This is a genomic window from Massilia forsythiae, assembly GCF_012849555.1.
GTDB lineage: Bacteria > Pseudomonadota > Gammaproteobacteria > Burkholderiales > Burkholderiaceae_D > Telluria > Telluria forsythiae.
This window is the reverse complement of the sequence record NZ_CP051685.1, coordinates 405,719-420,599: the sequence shown is the minus strand read 5'-3', so window position 1 is coordinate 420,599 and position 14,881 is coordinate 405,719. Positions and strand designations below refer to the sequence as shown.

The following is a 14,881-nucleotide window of genomic DNA, read 5'->3' as shown; positions in this document are numbered from 1 at the left end:
TGGCCTTATCGGGTGCTGGACGGGATGGCGGCGAGGCGCGCCGCTGCCTGGTTGGGGTAGGTGGCGGCCTGGGCGGCGCCTGCCTTCGATGACGCGCGTGCGGTGCCGGCGCCGGCGTGTGCAGGCGCGGCGCCGGCTGGCGCCCCGGCGCGGTAGCCGCCGCCGAGCGCCTTCACCAGCGCCACCTGCGTCTGCAGGCGCGCGTCCAGCAATTGCAGGTCGGTGTCGCGCTGGCGCAGCATTTCCTGGCGCGCCTGCAGCACGGCGGCGCGGTCGGCCAGGCCGCGCGCCTGGCGCGCTTCGGCGTTGGCCGCCAGTTGCGCGGCGCTGCGCGCGGCGGCCTCGTGCACCTGCGTCTCGCGTGCGATCGCCTGCAGGGTGGCGCCTTCCATGGCGACGTCGCGCAGCGCGTTGACCACCGCTTCGTTGTATTCGGCGACCAGGGTCTCGCGTTCGGCGCGTTCGATGCCCAGTTGCGCTTGCAAGCGGCCGCTGTCGAACAGCGGCAGGTCGAGCAGGGCGCCGCCCAGCAGCGTGCGGCTGGGATAGCGCAGCAGGGTGCCGAGCGTGATCGAATCGAGGCCGATCGCGGCCGACAGGTTGAGGTCGGGGCGGAACGCGGCCTGCGCAGCCGTCACGCGCCCGAGCTGCGATTCGACGCGCCAGCGCGCGGCCTGCAGGTCCGGGCGGCGCGCCAGCAGTTCCAATCCGGGTTCGCGCGGCAGCGTGTCGTCCTGCGGCGCCGGTTGTGCGTGCGCCAGGCGTTCGACGATGGGCGCACCGGCCGCCAGCGCGCGCAGCGCCTCGCGTTCGCGCGCGGCGTCGCGCTCCCAGCGCGCCGCCTGCTGCGCCAGTTCGGCCAGGGCGAGTTCGGCGCTTTGCAGGGCGTCCTGGCCCACCAGGCCGTGCGCCATGCGCGCCTGGCGATCCGCCACCAGCGCGCGCTGCACGGCGGCTTGCGCGGCCAGGTTGTCCTGGCGCGCCCACAGCATCTGCAAGCGGAAGTAGCTTTGCGCCACCGTCGCCGCCAGCGCCTGGGCCGCCTGCGCGCCCTCGGCCTGGCGCGCGTTGGCTTCGCCCAGCGCCGCCGCGACCAGCGCGCGGTGCTTGCCCCACCAGTCGAAGTCGTAGGACGCGCGCAGCTGCACCGAGGCGTCGTTGTACCAGGCGCCACCGAGCGGCGGGGGGAAGAAGCCGTTGGCGGAATAGCGCTGGCGGTTCAGGCCGGCGACGGCGTCGACGCTGCCGCCGGCCGCGGCGCGCTGGGCGCCGGCCAGGGCGCGCGCGCTTTCCACGCGGGCGCGCGCCGTGGCCAGGCTCGGGTTGCCGTCCAGTGCACGCGCGATCAGTTCATCGAGCTGTGGGTCGCCATAGGCGCGCCACCATTGTTCGGTCGGCCAGGCGCCGTCCGGCAGGGCGATCGATGGGGCCAGATGCAGCTGGGTGGCGTCCGGGCCAGCAGCACGCCTGGCGTCGGGCGGGACGCTCAGGCAGCCCGACACCAGCGCCAGCGCGCTGGCGGCCAGCGCCGCTGCGCTGGCACGACGGACGCTGCGCCGCGCCTTGCGCGTCGCGGCAACCGGCACCGCGGGTACTCCCGCGGCGCGAGAGAGGTGGAGAGGATCAGGCACGTGATTCGCTTTCTTGCGGGTCTCGGGATGGGTACGGAGGATTGGCGATGGCATGTATCACTCCATCGCGGCGTGGTCGATCGGCGCCGGCGCGGCGGACGCCCTGGGCGGGCGGATCAGCAGCAGCAGCGGGATCACGGCCGCGGTCAGCAGCATCATCAGCCAGTAGTCGTCGACGTAGGCGATCATCGAGGCCTGGCGCGTGACTTCGCTGTCGATCAGCGCGGCGCCGGCCTGGGTCGCCATGCTGTAGATGCCGGCCGGGTCCATCAGCGCCGGGTTGGCGGCGTCGACGTGGGTGGCCAGCGCGGCGTGGGCGATCTGCGTGTTGCGCACCAAAAGCGCCTGCACCAGCGCGATGCCGATGCTGGAGCCGATGTTGCGCACCAGGCTGTACAGCGCGGTGCCTTCGGCGCGCATCTGCGGCGACAGCGTGGCGAATGTGGCGGCCGACAGCGGCACGAACACCAGGCCCAGGCCGATGCCCTGGATCACGCCCGGCCACACGATGTCGCCCTGCGACAGCACCAGCGTATAGCCGGTCATCTGCCACAGCGAGAACGCGGTGATAGCGAAGCCGCTGCCCAGCAGCAGGCGGAAGTCGACCTTGCCGGTCAGGCGCCCGACCACCAGCATGGCCGCCATGGTGCCCAGGCCCGACGGCGCCGTCACCAGGCCGGCCAGCTTGGCGGGGTAGCCCATCAGGCCCTGCAGCATGGTCGGCATCAGCGCGCGCGTGGCGAACAGCACCATGCCGACGATGAAGATCAGCAGCAGGCCGGTGACGTAGTTGGCGTTCTTCAGCAGGCGGAAGTCGACGAAGGTCTGGCCGGCCGGGCTGGTGAGCGTGTGGCCGATGAAGTAGGCCGCCGCCAGCAGCAGCAATACCAGTTCGACCCAGGTTTCCGGGGAGGCGAACCAGTCGTTCTGTTCGCCGCGGTCGAGCAGCATCTGCAGCGCGCCGATGGCGACCGACAGCGTGACGAAGCCGAACATGTCGAAGCGGATGCGGCGCGCGCCGGCCTCGCCGTGGATGTAGCGCCAGATGCCCCAGAAGGCCAGCGCCCCGATCGGCACGTTGATGAAGAACACCCAGCGCCAGCTGTAGCTGTCGGTCAGCCAGCCGCCCAGCGTGGGACCGAGGATCGGGCCGATCATGACGCCCATGCCCCACACCGCCATCGCCGAGCCGTGCTTCTCTCTCGGGTTGATGTCGAGCAGGACCGATTGCGACAGCGGCACCAGCGCCGCGCCGAACACGCCCTGCAGCATGCGCGCCGCCACGATCTCGGTGAGCGTGGCCGACAAGCCGCACAGCACCGAGGCGACGGTGAAGCCGGCCACCGACACCAGGAACACCTTTTTCAGGCCGAAGCGGTCCACCAGCCAGCCGTTGAGCGGGGTGGCGATGGCCGCGGCCACGATGAACGAGGTCAGCACCCAGGTGATCTGGTCCTGCGACGCCGACAGCGAACCCTGCATGTGCGGCAGGGCGACGTTGGCGATGGTGCCGTCCAGCGCCTGGATGATGGTCGCCAGCATGATCGACACCGTGATCATGGTGCGGTTCAGCGGCGCCCGTTCCGATGCCGCGCTCGGATTGTGGGTCACAGGCCGTCCTCGATGCGCGCGCGCAGGGTTTCCAGCAACCTGGTGGCGGCGGCCAGCGCCTGCGGGTCGATGCCTTCCAGTAGCGCGCCACGCACGCTGCCGCTTTCCTTGCGCACTTCGTCGAACACGGTGCGGCCGGTTCCGGTCAGGTGCACCAGTTTCACCCGGCGGTCGGTGGGCGAAGCGGCGCGCGTGACGAAGCCGTCGCGTTCGAGCCGGTCCAGCATCGACACCATCGACGGTCCTTCCACGCCGACCAGGTCGGCCAGCGCGCGCTGCGACATCGGCGCGTCGGCCTTGGCGACCATGGCGATCGTCATCCAGCCGGCCTGGCCGATGCCCAGGTGCTTCAGGCGCTTGTCCAGCGCCAGGCGCCAGATGCGCGCGCTGCCGTGCAGGGCGGCCGAGAAGCGTTCTTCGATCGATGCATCCGGTAGAGCACTCATGATTAGCCGTAAAATAGATAGGAATCTATCGATTTTATTGCAAGCAACCGCTTGTGTAAAGTAGGGTGACGGGTTCCCCGTCCACCCTACGCCGCAATCAGGCGGGCTGCAGGGTAAAGATGGGGTGGATGTCGCCCGCCACCGCCCCGCGCGCGTTCTTGATGAGCGGGGCGCGATACGGTTCGAGCAGCCCGCGCCGGCGCGCGTCGAGCAGGCCTAGCTGGTCGAGCACGCTGTACACGGCCGGATGCAGGGCGCGCACGTTGCCGTCGGCGATCTTGACGGCGATGCCGATGCCGGCCGAGCGGATGCCGATCGCCTGCACCGCGTCGGCGCCGATCTTGGCGACCCAGTCGCCGTCGCCGGCGCCCATCCAGGCCAGGTCGGTGCGCGCTTCGCCGGAGACCATGTCCGGGCGCCCGGTCATGGCGTCGAACAGGTCGCCCAGCGCGCTGCCCAGGCGCGCATCGTGGCTGCCCTGCGCCAGGCGCGCGTACAGGTGGGCCAGGCGCGCCAGCGGCATGGCGTAGTTCGGCGCCGAGCAGCCGTCGATCCCGGTTGGCATGGCGTCGGCGGGCATGCCGATGGCGTCGGCCAGCGCCGCGCGCACCGCCTGCTGCAGCGGGTGTCCGGGCGCGACGTAGCCGGCGTGCGCCGCGCCGTGCAGGCGGCACCAGGCCAGAAAGCCGCTGTGCTTGCCCGAGCAGTTGTGGTGCAACGGCGTCCACCGGCGACCGGCCGGCGGCGGCAGGCCGGTGGTGTCGTAGTACAGCGGCGTGGCGCAGCCGCATTCCAGCTGCGCGTCGTCCAGGCCGATCTTGGCGAGGATCGAGCGCACCCCGGCCAGGTGCTTTTCCTCGCCCGAATGGCTGGCGCACAGCAGCGCCAGTTCGTCGCGCGTGAGGCCGAAGCGCGCCGGGCCGTCGTCCAGCACGAAGGGCAGGGCCTGGAACGGCTTCAGCGCCGAGCGCGTGAAGGTCATGACTTGCGCATTGCCGGCCGACCACAGCAGGCGGCCGGCGGCGTCCACGACGGCGACCGAGCCGTAGTGGACGTTCTCGATGGCATGGGCCTGGCCTGCCGGATAGCCGCGGGTGGTGGCGACGAGGGGGATCGGATGCATCGGGTCTGGGCCTCTCAAAAGTGTATGTATCGGCAACCTTCCGGTGCGCGTTTTTCGCAGTTCATCCCGCGTTTTCGACGCTTCGGCGGTTCCTGGATGACGCCTTTTGCGCGTCTGCCTAGACTGTCTTCACTCGCCGCCAAGTCACTACGCGGCGAAATGAAAATCGGCAGGTCTAGTGAGCGGAAAGAAATTATTTCGTCAAGGCGCTCACAGTCCATCATTCATATCGTTTAATGAACTGGAGCAATCATGCGTATCAAAAACATCCTGGCTTTCACCGGCGCCGCCGTCCTGTCCGCATGCGCCTTTGCCGAGCCGTCCATCGCCCCGGCGGCCAACCCTGCCACCGGTTCGGTGCTGGTGCAGGCCAAGGCCGGCGCGGGCCACCGCCTGACGGCCCAGGAAGCGCAAGGCATGCGCGGCGCCTTCCGCCTTGCCGACGGCCGCACGCTGACGCTCTCCAGCCAGCGCAACAAGCTGTTCGTCGACCTGGACGGCAAGCACGAGGAACTGGTGCCGGTCGGCGACAAGCGCTTCGTCGCCCGCGACAGCGGCACCCTCGTCGCCTTCAACCAGGTGCCGTACGCCGACGAAGTCACGGTGTCGCCGGCCGACTGATGCGGCAGGTTTTCTCCTTCATCGCCGGCCTGGCCGCTGGGTCCGGGCCGCCAATTGGTTCACCGGCGCCGCGTCAGATCGGGGCGCCGAAGCGGCCTGCCTGGTAATCGCGGATCGCCTCGTTGATTTCCTCGCGCGTGTTCATCACGAACGGACCGTGCGCCACCACCGGCGCGCCGATCGGTTCGGCGTGGCCCAGCAGGATCAGGCTGTCGCGCTCGGCGATGATCTCGATCTCGTCGCCGTCCGGCTCGAATTCGCACAGGTGGAAGGCGGTCACGCTGTCCGGCTCGACCCGCACGATGCCGCGCACCACGTACAGGAACACGTTGCGCTGCAGCAGGTTGCCGAGATGCAGGCGCGCGCCGGCCTGCATTTCCACCGTGCTCATGAACACGCCGGTGAGCGACACGAACGGGCCGGTCGCGCCGCCGTATTCGCCCGCCACCAGGTGCAGCCGGGCCTTGCCGTCAGGGGTTTCCACCACCGGGATCTGGTCGCTTTGCAGTCCGGTGTAGCGCGGCGCCGTCATCTTGAGGGCCGGGGGCAGGTTGACCCACAGCTGCAGGATTTCCAGCGGGCCGCCGCGCTGCATGAATTCCTGCGGCGAGACTTCTGCATGCACCAGGCCGCTCCCGGCCGTCATCCATTGCACGCCGCCCGGGCCGATGATGCTTTCGTGGCCGGCGCTGTCGCGGTGCGCCAGCAGGCCGTCCAGGATGAAGGTCACGGTCTCGAAGCCGCGGTGCGGGTGCGGCCCGAAGGGCAGGCCGCGGTTGCCGGCCGGGTAGACCTGCGGACCGTGGTGGTTGAGGAACAGGAAAGGGTCGATCTGGTCGAGTTGCGGTCCCGGTACCGGACGCTGGGTGATCAAATCGCCGATGTCGTCGCGCATCGCCGCGTGCACGCGGCGGATGGTCTTGTAGGTCATGTTGCCGTTCTCCATGGTCGTCGTCGACCCATACGATACCCGATTGCGCTGGCTCCCGCCGCGGCCGCGCACGGCGCCGTGCAGAAGCGGACCCGGCCGGCCGAAGGACATCGTCCACGATCTCGGCCAGGGTCTTTGGTGTAGGTAAAGTCCCCGCCAAGCTCAGTAAAACTTTCTATTCATACCGTAGGTCTATGCCTACAAAATACAATGCCTCATAGGAGGGATCCTGCTGCGCATGATGCTCTCCCTAGGAGAGACGGCGGGCGGCAATGTTGCTCATCATTGACAAAGGTTTTGATCTCTTGATTGCTGGAAAAACAAGCGATTACCACGAGAAAGTGTGGCGAAAACGCCATGATAGGATCGTCCCATGATCGCGATCGTGATGCAGCAGCCAGTCTCATGCCATGCATAGCCAAGAACTCTTGAAACCTGACCGACTACGACGAACCCAGCACAGTTGCCAGCCGATTCCGGACGGTGCCGACGCGTCCGGCCTGGTTCGCGCTTTCTTCGCGCCACGGCAATCCCATCCGCGCGCCGGCCTGGTCGCGATGAGGGTGCTGCCCGCATCCACCGTCCATGAACGGCAGCAGGTCCAAGTCAACCTGGAGGAGAGCGCATGAGCGATATCCCTGACATGGCCAGCGGCGTGGCAGACCCCGCGCGCGCGCTCGACGCCGCCGGCAAGCTGGCCCTGCTGCGCGAAGCGCTCGGTCGCGAAGGCGCCGGCGCGATCCGCCTGCGCGGCCCCGACTGGTTCGCCTGGGTCACCGGCGGCGGCGATGCCGGGCCCGGCGCGTCGTTCGACGCCGGCGCTGCCGAGGTGCTGGTCACGCACGACGAAGCCTGCATCCTCACCGACGAGACCGAGGGCGAACGCCTGCGGCGCGAACAGGTGCCGTCCGGCTTCGGCTTCCACAGTGCGCCCTGGACCGAATCCGACCTGGGCGAGACCTACGTCCTGGGCGCGGCCGCCGGCAAGGCGGTGCTGGCCGACCGTCCCGGCCCGCTCGAGCGTCCGCTGCCGGCCGCGCTGCGCCAGCAGCGCATGGTGCTGGACGAGCGCGCCCGGCAGGACTACCGCGAGTTGGGACGCGATGCGGCCGCCGCGGTGGGCGAGGTGCTGCGCGCCGCCCGTCCCGCATGGAGCGAACGCCAGCTGGCCGGCGCCGCGGCGCGCGCGCTGTGGTCGCGCGGCATCCAGCCGGTGATGCTGCTGGCCACCGGCGAACGGCGCGTGCCGCCGTTCTGCCAGGCGCCGCCGTCCGGCGATGCGATCGGCAAGCGCGCCGGCCTGAGCGTGTGCGCGCGCCGCCGCGGCCTGTATGCGAGCCTGACGCGCTCGGTGGCCTTCGGCGCGCTGGACGACCGCGAGCGCATCGCCCAGGAAGCGTTGCTGCGGGTCGAGGCCACCGCGCTGGACGCGGTGCGCGCAGGCGTGTCGCTGTCGGCGGTGTATCACGCGCTGGACGCCGCCTACCGCCACGCCGACCGCCTTGACGCGATCCGCCGGCACCGCCAGGGCGGCGTCACCGGCTACGCGGCGTGCGAACTGGCGGCCGGCCCCAGCACCGCCACCGGGCTGGAACAGGGCATGGCGATCGCATTGCGCCCCGGTTTCGACTGCTTCAAGATCGAGGACACCTTCCTGCTCGGCGCGGACGGGCTGGAACTCCTCACGCCGGACCCCCGATGGCCGGCAACCGACGTACGAGGCCGCGCACGGCCGCTCTGGCTGGAGACCACATGACATGAACGATCCCGAGACCTTTTTCGGCGGCGCTCCCGAGGCGTTCGCTTCCGCCCCCGGCCGCGTCAACCTGCTGGGCGAACACACCGACTACAACGACGGCTTCATGCTGCCGGTGGCCACGCCGCAGCGCACCGAGGTGGCGCTGGCGCGCAGCCACGACGACCGCCACCACCTGTATTCCGGCACGCTGGACGGCAATGTCAGCTTCGCGGCACAAGGCGGCAGCGCGCCGCAGGGCTTCGGCAGCTACGTCGAAGGCTGCATCCGCCTGCTCGAAGCCGAGGGCATCGCGGTGCCGCCGCTGCGCATGTTCGTGACGACTGCCCTGCCGGTCGGTTCCGGCCTGTCGTCCTCGGCCGCGCTGGAAGTGGCCGTGCTGCGCGCGCTGCGCGACTGGCTCGGCGTCGACCTCGACGACGTGCGCCTGGCGCAGATCGCCCAGCGCGCCGAGATCGAGTACGCGCGCGTGAATTGCGGGATCATGGACCAGATGGCGTCCAGCCTGTGCGACGAACGCAATATGCTGTTCATCGACGCGCGCACGCTCGAGCACAGGCTGGTAGCCCTGCCCGCTGACACCGAGCTGATCGTGATCGACTCCGGCGTGCCGCGCACGCTGGCGGCCAGCAAGTACAACGAGCGCCGTGCCGAGTGCGAGGAAGCCGCGCGCAAGCTGGGCGTGAAGGCGTTGCGCGACGTCGCCGATGCGGCTGCGCTGGAAGCACTGCCGGACACCCTGCGGCGCCGCGCGCGCCACGTGGTGCTGGAAGACCTGCGCGTGCTGGAGGCGGCGCGCGGGGTGTCCGCCGAGCGTTTCGGCGAACTGATGGACGCGTCGCACGACAGCCTGCGCGACGACTATGAAGTATCGATTCCCGAGCTCGACCTGCTGGTGGCCGCCTTGCGCGCCGCCCCGGGCGTGCTCGGCGCGCGCCTTACCGGCGCAGGATTCGGCGGGGCTTGCGTGGCGTTGTGCCGCGCCGGCCAGGCCGAGCAGGCGGCCCATGCCGCACTCTCCAACTACAACAAAGGAGGACGTCAGGGAAGCATGCTGATCCCGGTCCCAACCCAAGGAAAGGAACACAATGAACCAGTTTGAGTATCCCCGCCCCCAACTGGTCCGCGACAATTGGATCAACCTGAACGGCAAGTGGCGCTTCCGCTTCGCCGACGAACCGGCCGACCGCGTGCCCGACAGCGTCGCCTGGACCCACGAGATCAATGTGCCGTATGCCCCCGAAACCGAGATGAGCGGCATCCAGGACACCGGATTCCACCGTTTCTGCTGGTACGAGCGCGACTTCGAGCTGGCGCCGTCCGACCAGCGCACCATCCTGCACTTCGGCGCGGTCGACTACTGCGCCAAGGTGTGGGTCAACGGCCAGCTGGTGGCCGAGCACGAGGGCGGCCACACGCCGTTCGCGGCCGATATCAGCAGCGCCCTGAAGGACGACGGCAAGCAGGTCGTGACCGTGTTCGTCGAGGACGATCCGGCCGACCTGGCCAAGCCGCGCGGCAAGCAGGACTGGCTGCTGGAGCCGCACTCGATCTGGTACCCGCGCACCACCGGCATCTGGCAGACCGTGTGGATCGAGCAGGTATCGCGCACCTTCATCCGCTCGCTGCGCTGGACCCCGATCTTCGAGACCTTCGAGATCGGCTGCGAAGTGTTCGCCGGCGGCGACATCCAGGAAGACATGGTGGTCGAGGTCAAGATCTGGCACGGCGACACCCTGCTGGCCGACGACCTGTACAAGCTGCTGGCGGGCGAGGCCAACCGCAAGATCGCGCTGTCCGACCCCGGCATCGACGATTCCCGCAATGCGCTGCTGTGGAGCCCGGAGCGGCCGACCCTGCTCGACGCCGAGGTGATCCTGCGCTGCGGCGACAAGGTGGTCGACCACATCAAGTCGTACACCGCGCTGCGCGCCTTCCACATCAACCGCGACCGCCTGCTGCTGAACGGCCGTCCGTACCCGCTGCGCCTGGTGCTGGACCAGGGCTACTGGCCCGAATCCTTCCTCACCGCGCCATCCGACGAACACCTCAAGCGCGACGTCGAACTGGCCAAGCTGATGGGCTTCAACGGCGTGCGCAAGCACCAGAAGATCGAGGACCCGCGCTACCTCTACTGGGCCGACAAGCTGGGCCTGCTGGTGTGGGAAGAGATGCCGTCCGCCTACCGCTTCTCGCCGCATGCGATCACCCGCATCGTCAAGGAATGGACCGAGGCGATCGAGCGCGACTACAGCCACCCGTGCATCATCGTGTGGGTGCCGTTCAACGAATCGTGGGGCGTGCCGAACCTGACCCTGACCCAGGCGCACCGCAACGCGGTGGAGGCGCTGTACCACCTGACGCGCACGCTGGACTCGACCCGTCCGGTGATCGGCAACGACGGCTGGGAAGCCTCGGCCACCGACATCCTCGGCATCCACGACTACGACAGCGATCCGGAAAAGATCAAGGCGCGCTACGAGGTCACCGACCCGGTGCGCACCCTGTTCGACCAGCGTCGTCCGGGCGGCCGCATCCTGACGCTGGACGGCTTCCCGCACCGCGGCCAGCCGATCGTGCTGACCGAATTCGGCGGCATCGCCTACGACCCGAACGCGACCCCGGAAGACGGCACCTGGGGCTATACCCGTTCCCAGACGGCGGAGAGTTACCACGCGCTGTACCAGAGCCTGCTGAAGGTGGTCAACGAGACCTTCATGTTCAGCGGCTTTTGCTATACCCAGTTCGCCGACACCTTCCAGGAAGCGAACGGCCTGCTGAACGCCGACCGCACGCCGAAACTGCCGTTCGAGGTGATCAGCGCCGCAACCCGCAATGTACCGCTGCCACCGCGAGACCCGAAGGAGGGGGAAGGCCCAGAGGCGGCATGAAGTTTCATTCGCTGACGTAACAGGGGCCGCGCCAACCGTCGCGAGCGGCCGCAGGGGCGATCGAGAAGCGCAGCCGTACTTCGGTACGGCCGGTCCGCCGGTGCGGAGCATCGCAGATCGCCCCTGCAACGCGCAGCAGGTTTGCGCCGCCCCCACCACAAGGAGTTGGTGATGACTACGATCGTCGTTTTCAGTCACTTGCGCTGGGATTTCGTGTTCCAGCGGCCGCAGCACCTGCTGTCGCGCCTGGCGCAGCACTACCCGGTCCTGTTCGTCGAGGAGCCGGAATACGATGACGGCGCCGCGTTCATGCAACGATCCAGTCCGGCCCCGAACGTGACCGTGTGCCGCGCGCACACCCCGATCCACGCCGCCGGCTTCCACGACGAGCAGCTGCGCCTGCTGCAGCCGATGGTCGCGCAGCTGGCCCCGCCGGGCGAGGACGTCATCGCGTGGTTCTACACCCCGATGGCGCTGCCGCTGCTGCAAGCGCTGCAGCCGGCGCTGGTGGTCTACGATTGCATGGACGAGCTGGCATCGTTCAAGAATCCGCCCAAGCAGCTGCTGCAGCGCGAGAGCGCGCTGCTGAACCGGGCCGACCTGGTGTTCGCCGGCGGTCCCAGCCTGTACGAGGCGAAACGCCACCGGCACGCCAGCGTCCACTGTTTTCCGAGCAGCGTCGACGTGGTCCACTTCCAGCAGGCGCTCGACCGCGCGCGCGTCCATCCGCAGCAGGCGGCGATCCCGCATCCGCGCCTGGGATTCTACGGCGTGCTGGACGAGCGCTTCGACCCGGAACTGGTGGGCGAACTGGCCGATTCCCACCCGGAGTGGCAGATCGTGCTGGCCGGCCCGGTGGTCAAGATCGACCCGGCGCGCCTGCCGCGCCGGCCCAATATCCACTACCTGGGCCAGCAGCCGTATGCGGCGCTGCCCGAATTGCTGGCCGGCTGGGATGTGTGCCTGATGCCGTTCGCCATCAACGAGGCGACCCGCTTCATCAGCCCGACCAAGGTGCTCGAATACATGGCGGCCCGGTTGCCGATCGTCAGCACCCCGATCGCCGACGTCGCCAACCCGTACGGACACGTGGTGGCGATCGCCGGCAGCGCACGCGAATTCATCGCCGCCTGCGAGGCGGCCCTGGCGCAGACGCCGCAGCAGCGCCGCCACATGGTCGAGGCGATGGGCGCGATCGTCGCCGCTACGTCGTGGGACAACACGGCGCGGCAGATGGCCGAGCTGCTGGAATCGGCGCCGGCCCACGCGGACGCCGCGGCGGCCGGTACCGCGGCGGCCAGCGCTGCCGCATCCGCACAAGCGCTTCCGGGTGCCACGGGCGTATTCCATGCGGCCGGCACCGCAAACGCCGCCCATGCGGCCACATCCGCCGGTGCCGCCGCCGGCGCAACCGGGACGGCTGCGGAGGCTGCCCGCGCCAAGACCGCCGCCAAGTCCGCGTGATACGGCAACTGCCGTACCGCCTTGATCCCGCAGCATGACGCAGCACGATGTCGCAAGCGCAGCGTTAGGGCAGGCAGCGCATTTGTCGCGCATGGCCTGGCCAGCCGTGATGGTTCGGCGTCGTATCGACTGTAGGTGGCTCCTGGAAGTCGTAACGCAAAGCGATGGCGGGGGCGTGCGCTGTCCGGTATCCGTCGGCGCCGCCGGGCGATGCCGGACAGGATGCCATCCAGCGTCGCTCGCGCTCCTGCGGCGCTGCTCGAGCCTGTCAATGCTGGATCGTGCCGCCCACCAGTGCGACCCGGTCGCCGCTGCGGAAATCCGGCGTGCTGGCCACGGTGACGACCTGGGTGCTGCCGTCGTCCATGCGCAGCGTGACGCGGTAGCTGCGGTCGGCGCCGGACGAGCTGCCGGTGGCGCCGCCCGAACTGCTGCCCACGGACGTCGAGCCGCCTTCGGTGGCGCCGGCGCTGCCCTGGGTCGGCAGGACCTCGATGGCGGCCACGGTGGCGTTCGGGCTGGCGCTGGGCGTCATGGAGGCGCTGCCGCCCTGGTCCATGCTGCCGGAACTACTCGAGCTGCCGGAACTGCCCGAGCTGCCGGAACTACCTGCGCCCGCGCCACCCGAAGCAGACTGGTCATACCCTGACGTGCCGGAGGCGCCGGCGCTGCCCGACGATCCCGAGCCGGACTGGTCGTAGCCGGAGCTGCCCGAGCTTCCCGAACTTCCTGAACTTCCCGAACTCCCCGAGCTGCCGGAACTGCCCGAGCCGGCCCCGCCCGACGCGCCGGCCCCCGTACTCCCCGAGCCGGCGCTGCCGGTGCTGCCGGTGCCGCCGCCCCAGGCGGCCGAGCCGCTGGTGCCGGTGCCGGCGCCGGTGCCGGACATGCCACCGCTGGTGCCGCCGCTGCCGGTGCTGCCCGCGCTGCTGCTGCTACCGGCGGCGCTGCTGTCTTCCAGGCCGGTGGTGCCGCCGCCGCGCAGCGAATTGCACCCGGATAATCCAACCACCAGTGTCAGCAAGCCCGTCAACAGCACACTCTGGTGTTTTCGCTTCATGTTCGACTCCTTGTAATGGAAACGGTGTCAGGGTAGGTGCGCAGCGATTCCGCATGCCACTTTGGTAAGAGGCGTGTTTGGAATCGGCGTTCCAGCTGACTCGGGTTGAGCATGAGCCACATCAACAGGGAGATCGCGCCGGGGATTTTTGTCTATACTCCTCAATGCTCCTGTATCACGAACATCTTCGGCAGGGCCAGGCACAACAGCAATGCGGTCACCACCGCCGAGGCGCAGTCCACCGCCCAGTCGCGCACGTCGGCACCGCGGTAGGGGAAAAAGCTCTGCACGAATTCGTCGCCCGCGCCCATCGCGGCGATCACCAGCACGGCCTTGCATGCGCGTGCCGCCGGCGTGCCGCGCGACCCGAAGAACCACAACGCAGTCAGGATGGCGTATGCGGTCGAGTGCAGCACCGGGCCGGATGCATAGTGGCCGATGTCCGCCCGCGCGCCCGGGATCGAGCCGGCAACCAGGATGGCCAGGTACATCGTCACGGCACAACCGAGGATTGCCAGGCGCGCGCGCGGGTTCGAGAGAAGTGGAGATAGATGGGTATTCATGGCAGACCGGCAAGTGAAAACGGCCACCTTACCATGTGGAATGTATCGACGCATGCAGCGCGCTCATGGCGTCCGCCGGCGTGTTGCGATGACAGATGAGGACAGGGCCGCCCCGCACAACCAACGCACCCATCGTGTGGGCCGCCGGCCGGGGCGCAGCTTCCGGCGTCAGAGCGTGAGCGCGGGCGTGCCGTTCGAGTAATGGGCGTCGTAGCAGGTGGCGCAATCGGCGCAGAACAGATGGGCCATGCGCACCGACGATTGGCGCAACACCAGCTTCAGGTGGCTGGTCTGGCATTTGGGGCAGATCTCCCGGAGCGTGCCGAAAGATAGTACGTGAAGGGGCTGGCCTTCATCGTCAAGGTGGTCGACGACCATCCGCGGATTGAGTTCGCTGAGGACCAGGCAGCCCTCGGCGTCGTTGCGGCGGCGCGAGTTGTTTGGGTTGGGAGGCGGGGGTGGCGACATCGTCTCACGTAAAGTCATTGGACTGGCTCCATGGTTGATTGTCACTTTCCGCGCAGCAGTTTTCGAGATGCCCGAAACGCGAGGCGCGAAATTCATCATAGCGGAAACATGGGATCGTTCAAGCCCGAGTAGGCGGGTTTCGAGGCAGGCTGGAACGAATACTGCGGCAAGGATACGGAACAAAAAAATGCCCGCCTGACGCAGGACGGGCACAACCCAAGATCGGGCCAAGAGACACGGAATCCGGTGCGGTGTATCGCATTTTCATGCGGTACACCTTTCTGCGATCACGCATATCGGTTGCGTGTATGCAGAT

13 protein-coding genes are annotated in these 14,881 nt (G+C 68.8%); 5 read left to right on the top strand and 8 right to left on the bottom strand.

Annotation, left to right across the window (positions count from 1 at the left end):
* Window positions 1-5: 5 nt before the first annotated feature.
* From HH212_RS01900 to HH212_RS01885, 4 genes are all read right to left on the bottom strand, one after another.
* Complete coding sequence (locus HH212_RS01900; protein ID WP_229217520.1) at window positions 6-1,631, bottom strand: efflux transporter outer membrane subunit; 1,626 nt, start codon at window positions 1,629-1,631, stop codon at window positions 6-8.
* A gap of 57 nt (window positions 1,632-1,688) precedes the next feature.
* The gene (locus HH212_RS01895) at window positions 1,689-3,191 is read right to left on the bottom strand and encodes an MDR family MFS transporter (protein WP_170205207.1); all 1,503 of its coding nucleotides are present in this window, start codon (window positions 3,189-3,191) and stop codon (window positions 1,689-1,691) included.
* 47 nt (window positions 3,192-3,238) lie between these two features.
* Window positions 3,239-3,688: a MarR family winged helix-turn-helix transcriptional regulator gene (locus tag HH212_RS01890; RefSeq protein WP_169433835.1), complete on the bottom strand. Its 450-nt coding sequence runs from the start codon at window positions 3,686-3,688 to the stop codon at window positions 3,239-3,241.
* 97 nt (window positions 3,689-3,785) lie between these two features.
* Window positions 3,786-4,811, bottom strand: a complete 1,026-nt coding sequence (locus HH212_RS01885) for an asparaginase (RefSeq protein WP_169433834.1) — start codon at window positions 4,809-4,811, stop codon at window positions 3,786-3,788.
* A 252-nt stretch (window positions 4,812-5,063) separates the two neighbouring features.
* Here HH212_RS01885 and HH212_RS01880 point away from each other — a divergent pair, with 252 nt between their 5' ends.
* The gene (locus tag HH212_RS01880; RefSeq protein ID WP_169433833.1) at window positions 5,064-5,432 is read left to right on the top strand and encodes a hypothetical protein; all 369 of its coding nucleotides are present in this window, start codon (window positions 5,064-5,066) and stop codon (window positions 5,430-5,432) included.
* A 73-nt stretch (window positions 5,433-5,505) separates the two neighbouring features.
* Here HH212_RS01880 and HH212_RS01875 read toward each other — a convergent pair whose 3' ends face one another.
* Window positions 5,506-6,363, bottom strand: coding sequence for a pirin family protein (locus HH212_RS01875; RefSeq protein ID WP_169433832.1), 858 nt, complete (start codon window positions 6,361-6,363; stop codon window positions 5,506-5,508).
* A gap of 625 nt (window positions 6,364-6,988) precedes the next feature.
* Between HH212_RS01875 and HH212_RS01870 the strand changes: the two genes are divergently transcribed.
* The 4 genes from HH212_RS01870 (at window position 6,989) to HH212_RS01855 (ending at window position 12,474) form a co-directional block, all read left to right on the top strand.
* A complete protein-coding gene (locus HH212_RS01870) occupies window positions 6,989-8,119 on the top strand; it encodes a M24 family metallopeptidase (protein ID WP_229217519.1) in 1,131 nt (376 codons plus the stop codon).
* Window position 8,120: 1 nt separating this feature from the next.
* A complete protein-coding gene (gene galK / locus HH212_RS01865) occupies window positions 8,121-9,221 on the top strand; it encodes a galactokinase (RefSeq protein WP_169433831.1) in 1,101 nt (366 codons plus the stop codon).
* Entirely contained in the window at window positions 9,208-11,010 is a 1,803-nt protein-coding gene (locus HH212_RS01860; RefSeq protein ID WP_169433830.1) for a glycoside hydrolase family 2 protein, read from the top strand. Before galK ends, HH212_RS01860 begins: the two co-directional genes overlap by 14 nt.
* 171 nt (window positions 11,011-11,181) lie before the next feature.
* A complete protein-coding gene (locus HH212_RS01855) occupies window positions 11,182-12,474 on the top strand; it encodes a glycosyltransferase (RefSeq protein WP_169433829.1) in 1,293 nt (430 codons plus the stop codon).
* Between the two features lie 268 nt (window positions 12,475-12,742).
* On the opposite strand, the gene HH212_RS01850 is transcribed toward HH212_RS01855, so the two are convergent.
* From HH212_RS01850 to HH212_RS01840, 3 genes are all read right to left on the bottom strand, one after another.
* On the bottom strand, window positions 12,743-13,534 hold the full coding sequence (locus HH212_RS01850; RefSeq protein ID WP_169433828.1) for a hypothetical protein: 792 nt from the start codon (window positions 13,532-13,534) through the stop codon (window positions 12,743-12,745).
* 161 nt (window positions 13,535-13,695) lie between these two features.
* Complete coding sequence (locus tag HH212_RS01845; protein ID WP_229217518.1) at window positions 13,696-14,097, bottom strand: VanZ family protein; 402 nt, start codon at window positions 14,095-14,097, stop codon at window positions 13,696-13,698.
* A 168-nt stretch (window positions 14,098-14,265) separates the two neighbouring features.
* Complete coding sequence (locus HH212_RS01840) at window positions 14,266-14,583, bottom strand: hypothetical protein (protein WP_229217517.1); 318 nt, start codon at window positions 14,581-14,583, stop codon at window positions 14,266-14,268.
* Between the last annotated feature and the right edge of the window lie 298 nt (window positions 14,584-14,881).

Excerpts from the sequence above, each read along its gene's own strand:
- HH212_RS01895 (WP_170205207.1), bottom strand. The coding sequence starts at position 3,191 with ATGATCACGGTGTCGATCATGCTGGCGACCATCATCCAGGCGCTGGAC.
- HH212_RS01890 (WP_169433835.1), bottom strand. The coding sequence starts at position 3,688 with ATGAGTGCTCTACCGGATGCATCGATCGAAGAACGCTTCTCGGCCGCC.
- HH212_RS01885 (WP_169433834.1), bottom strand. The coding sequence starts at position 4,811 with ATGCATCCGATCCCCCTCGTCGCCACCACCCGCGGCTATCCGGCAGGC.
- HH212_RS01880 (WP_169433833.1), top strand. The coding sequence starts at position 5,064 with ATGCGTATCAAAAACATCCTGGCTTTCACCGGCGCCGCCGTCCTGTCC.
- HH212_RS01875 (WP_169433832.1), bottom strand. The coding sequence starts at position 6,363 with ATGACCTACAAGACCATCCGCCGCGTGCACGCGGCGATGCGCGACGAC.
- HH212_RS01870 (WP_229217519.1), top strand. The coding sequence starts at position 6,989 with ATGAGCGATATCCCTGACATGGCCAGCGGCGTGGCAGACCCCGCGCGC.
- galK (WP_169433831.1), top strand. The coding sequence starts at position 8,121 with ATGAACGATCCCGAGACCTTTTTCGGCGGCGCTCCCGAGGCGTTCGCT.
- HH212_RS01860 (WP_169433830.1), top strand. The coding sequence starts at position 9,208 with ATGAACCAGTTTGAGTATCCCCGCCCCCAACTGGTCCGCGACAATTGG.
- HH212_RS01855 (WP_169433829.1), top strand. The coding sequence starts at position 11,182 with ATGACTACGATCGTCGTTTTCAGTCACTTGCGCTGGGATTTCGTGTTC.
- HH212_RS01850 (WP_169433828.1), bottom strand. The coding sequence starts at position 13,534 with ATGAAGCGAAAACACCAGAGTGTGCTGTTGACGGGCTTGCTGACACTG.
- HH212_RS01845 (WP_229217518.1), bottom strand. The coding sequence starts at position 14,097 with ATGAATACCCATCTATCTCCACTTCTCTCGAACCCGCGCGCGCGCCTG.
- HH212_RS01840 (WP_229217517.1), bottom strand. The coding sequence starts at position 14,583 with ATGACTTTACGTGAGACGATGTCGCCACCCCCGCCTCCCAACCCAAAC.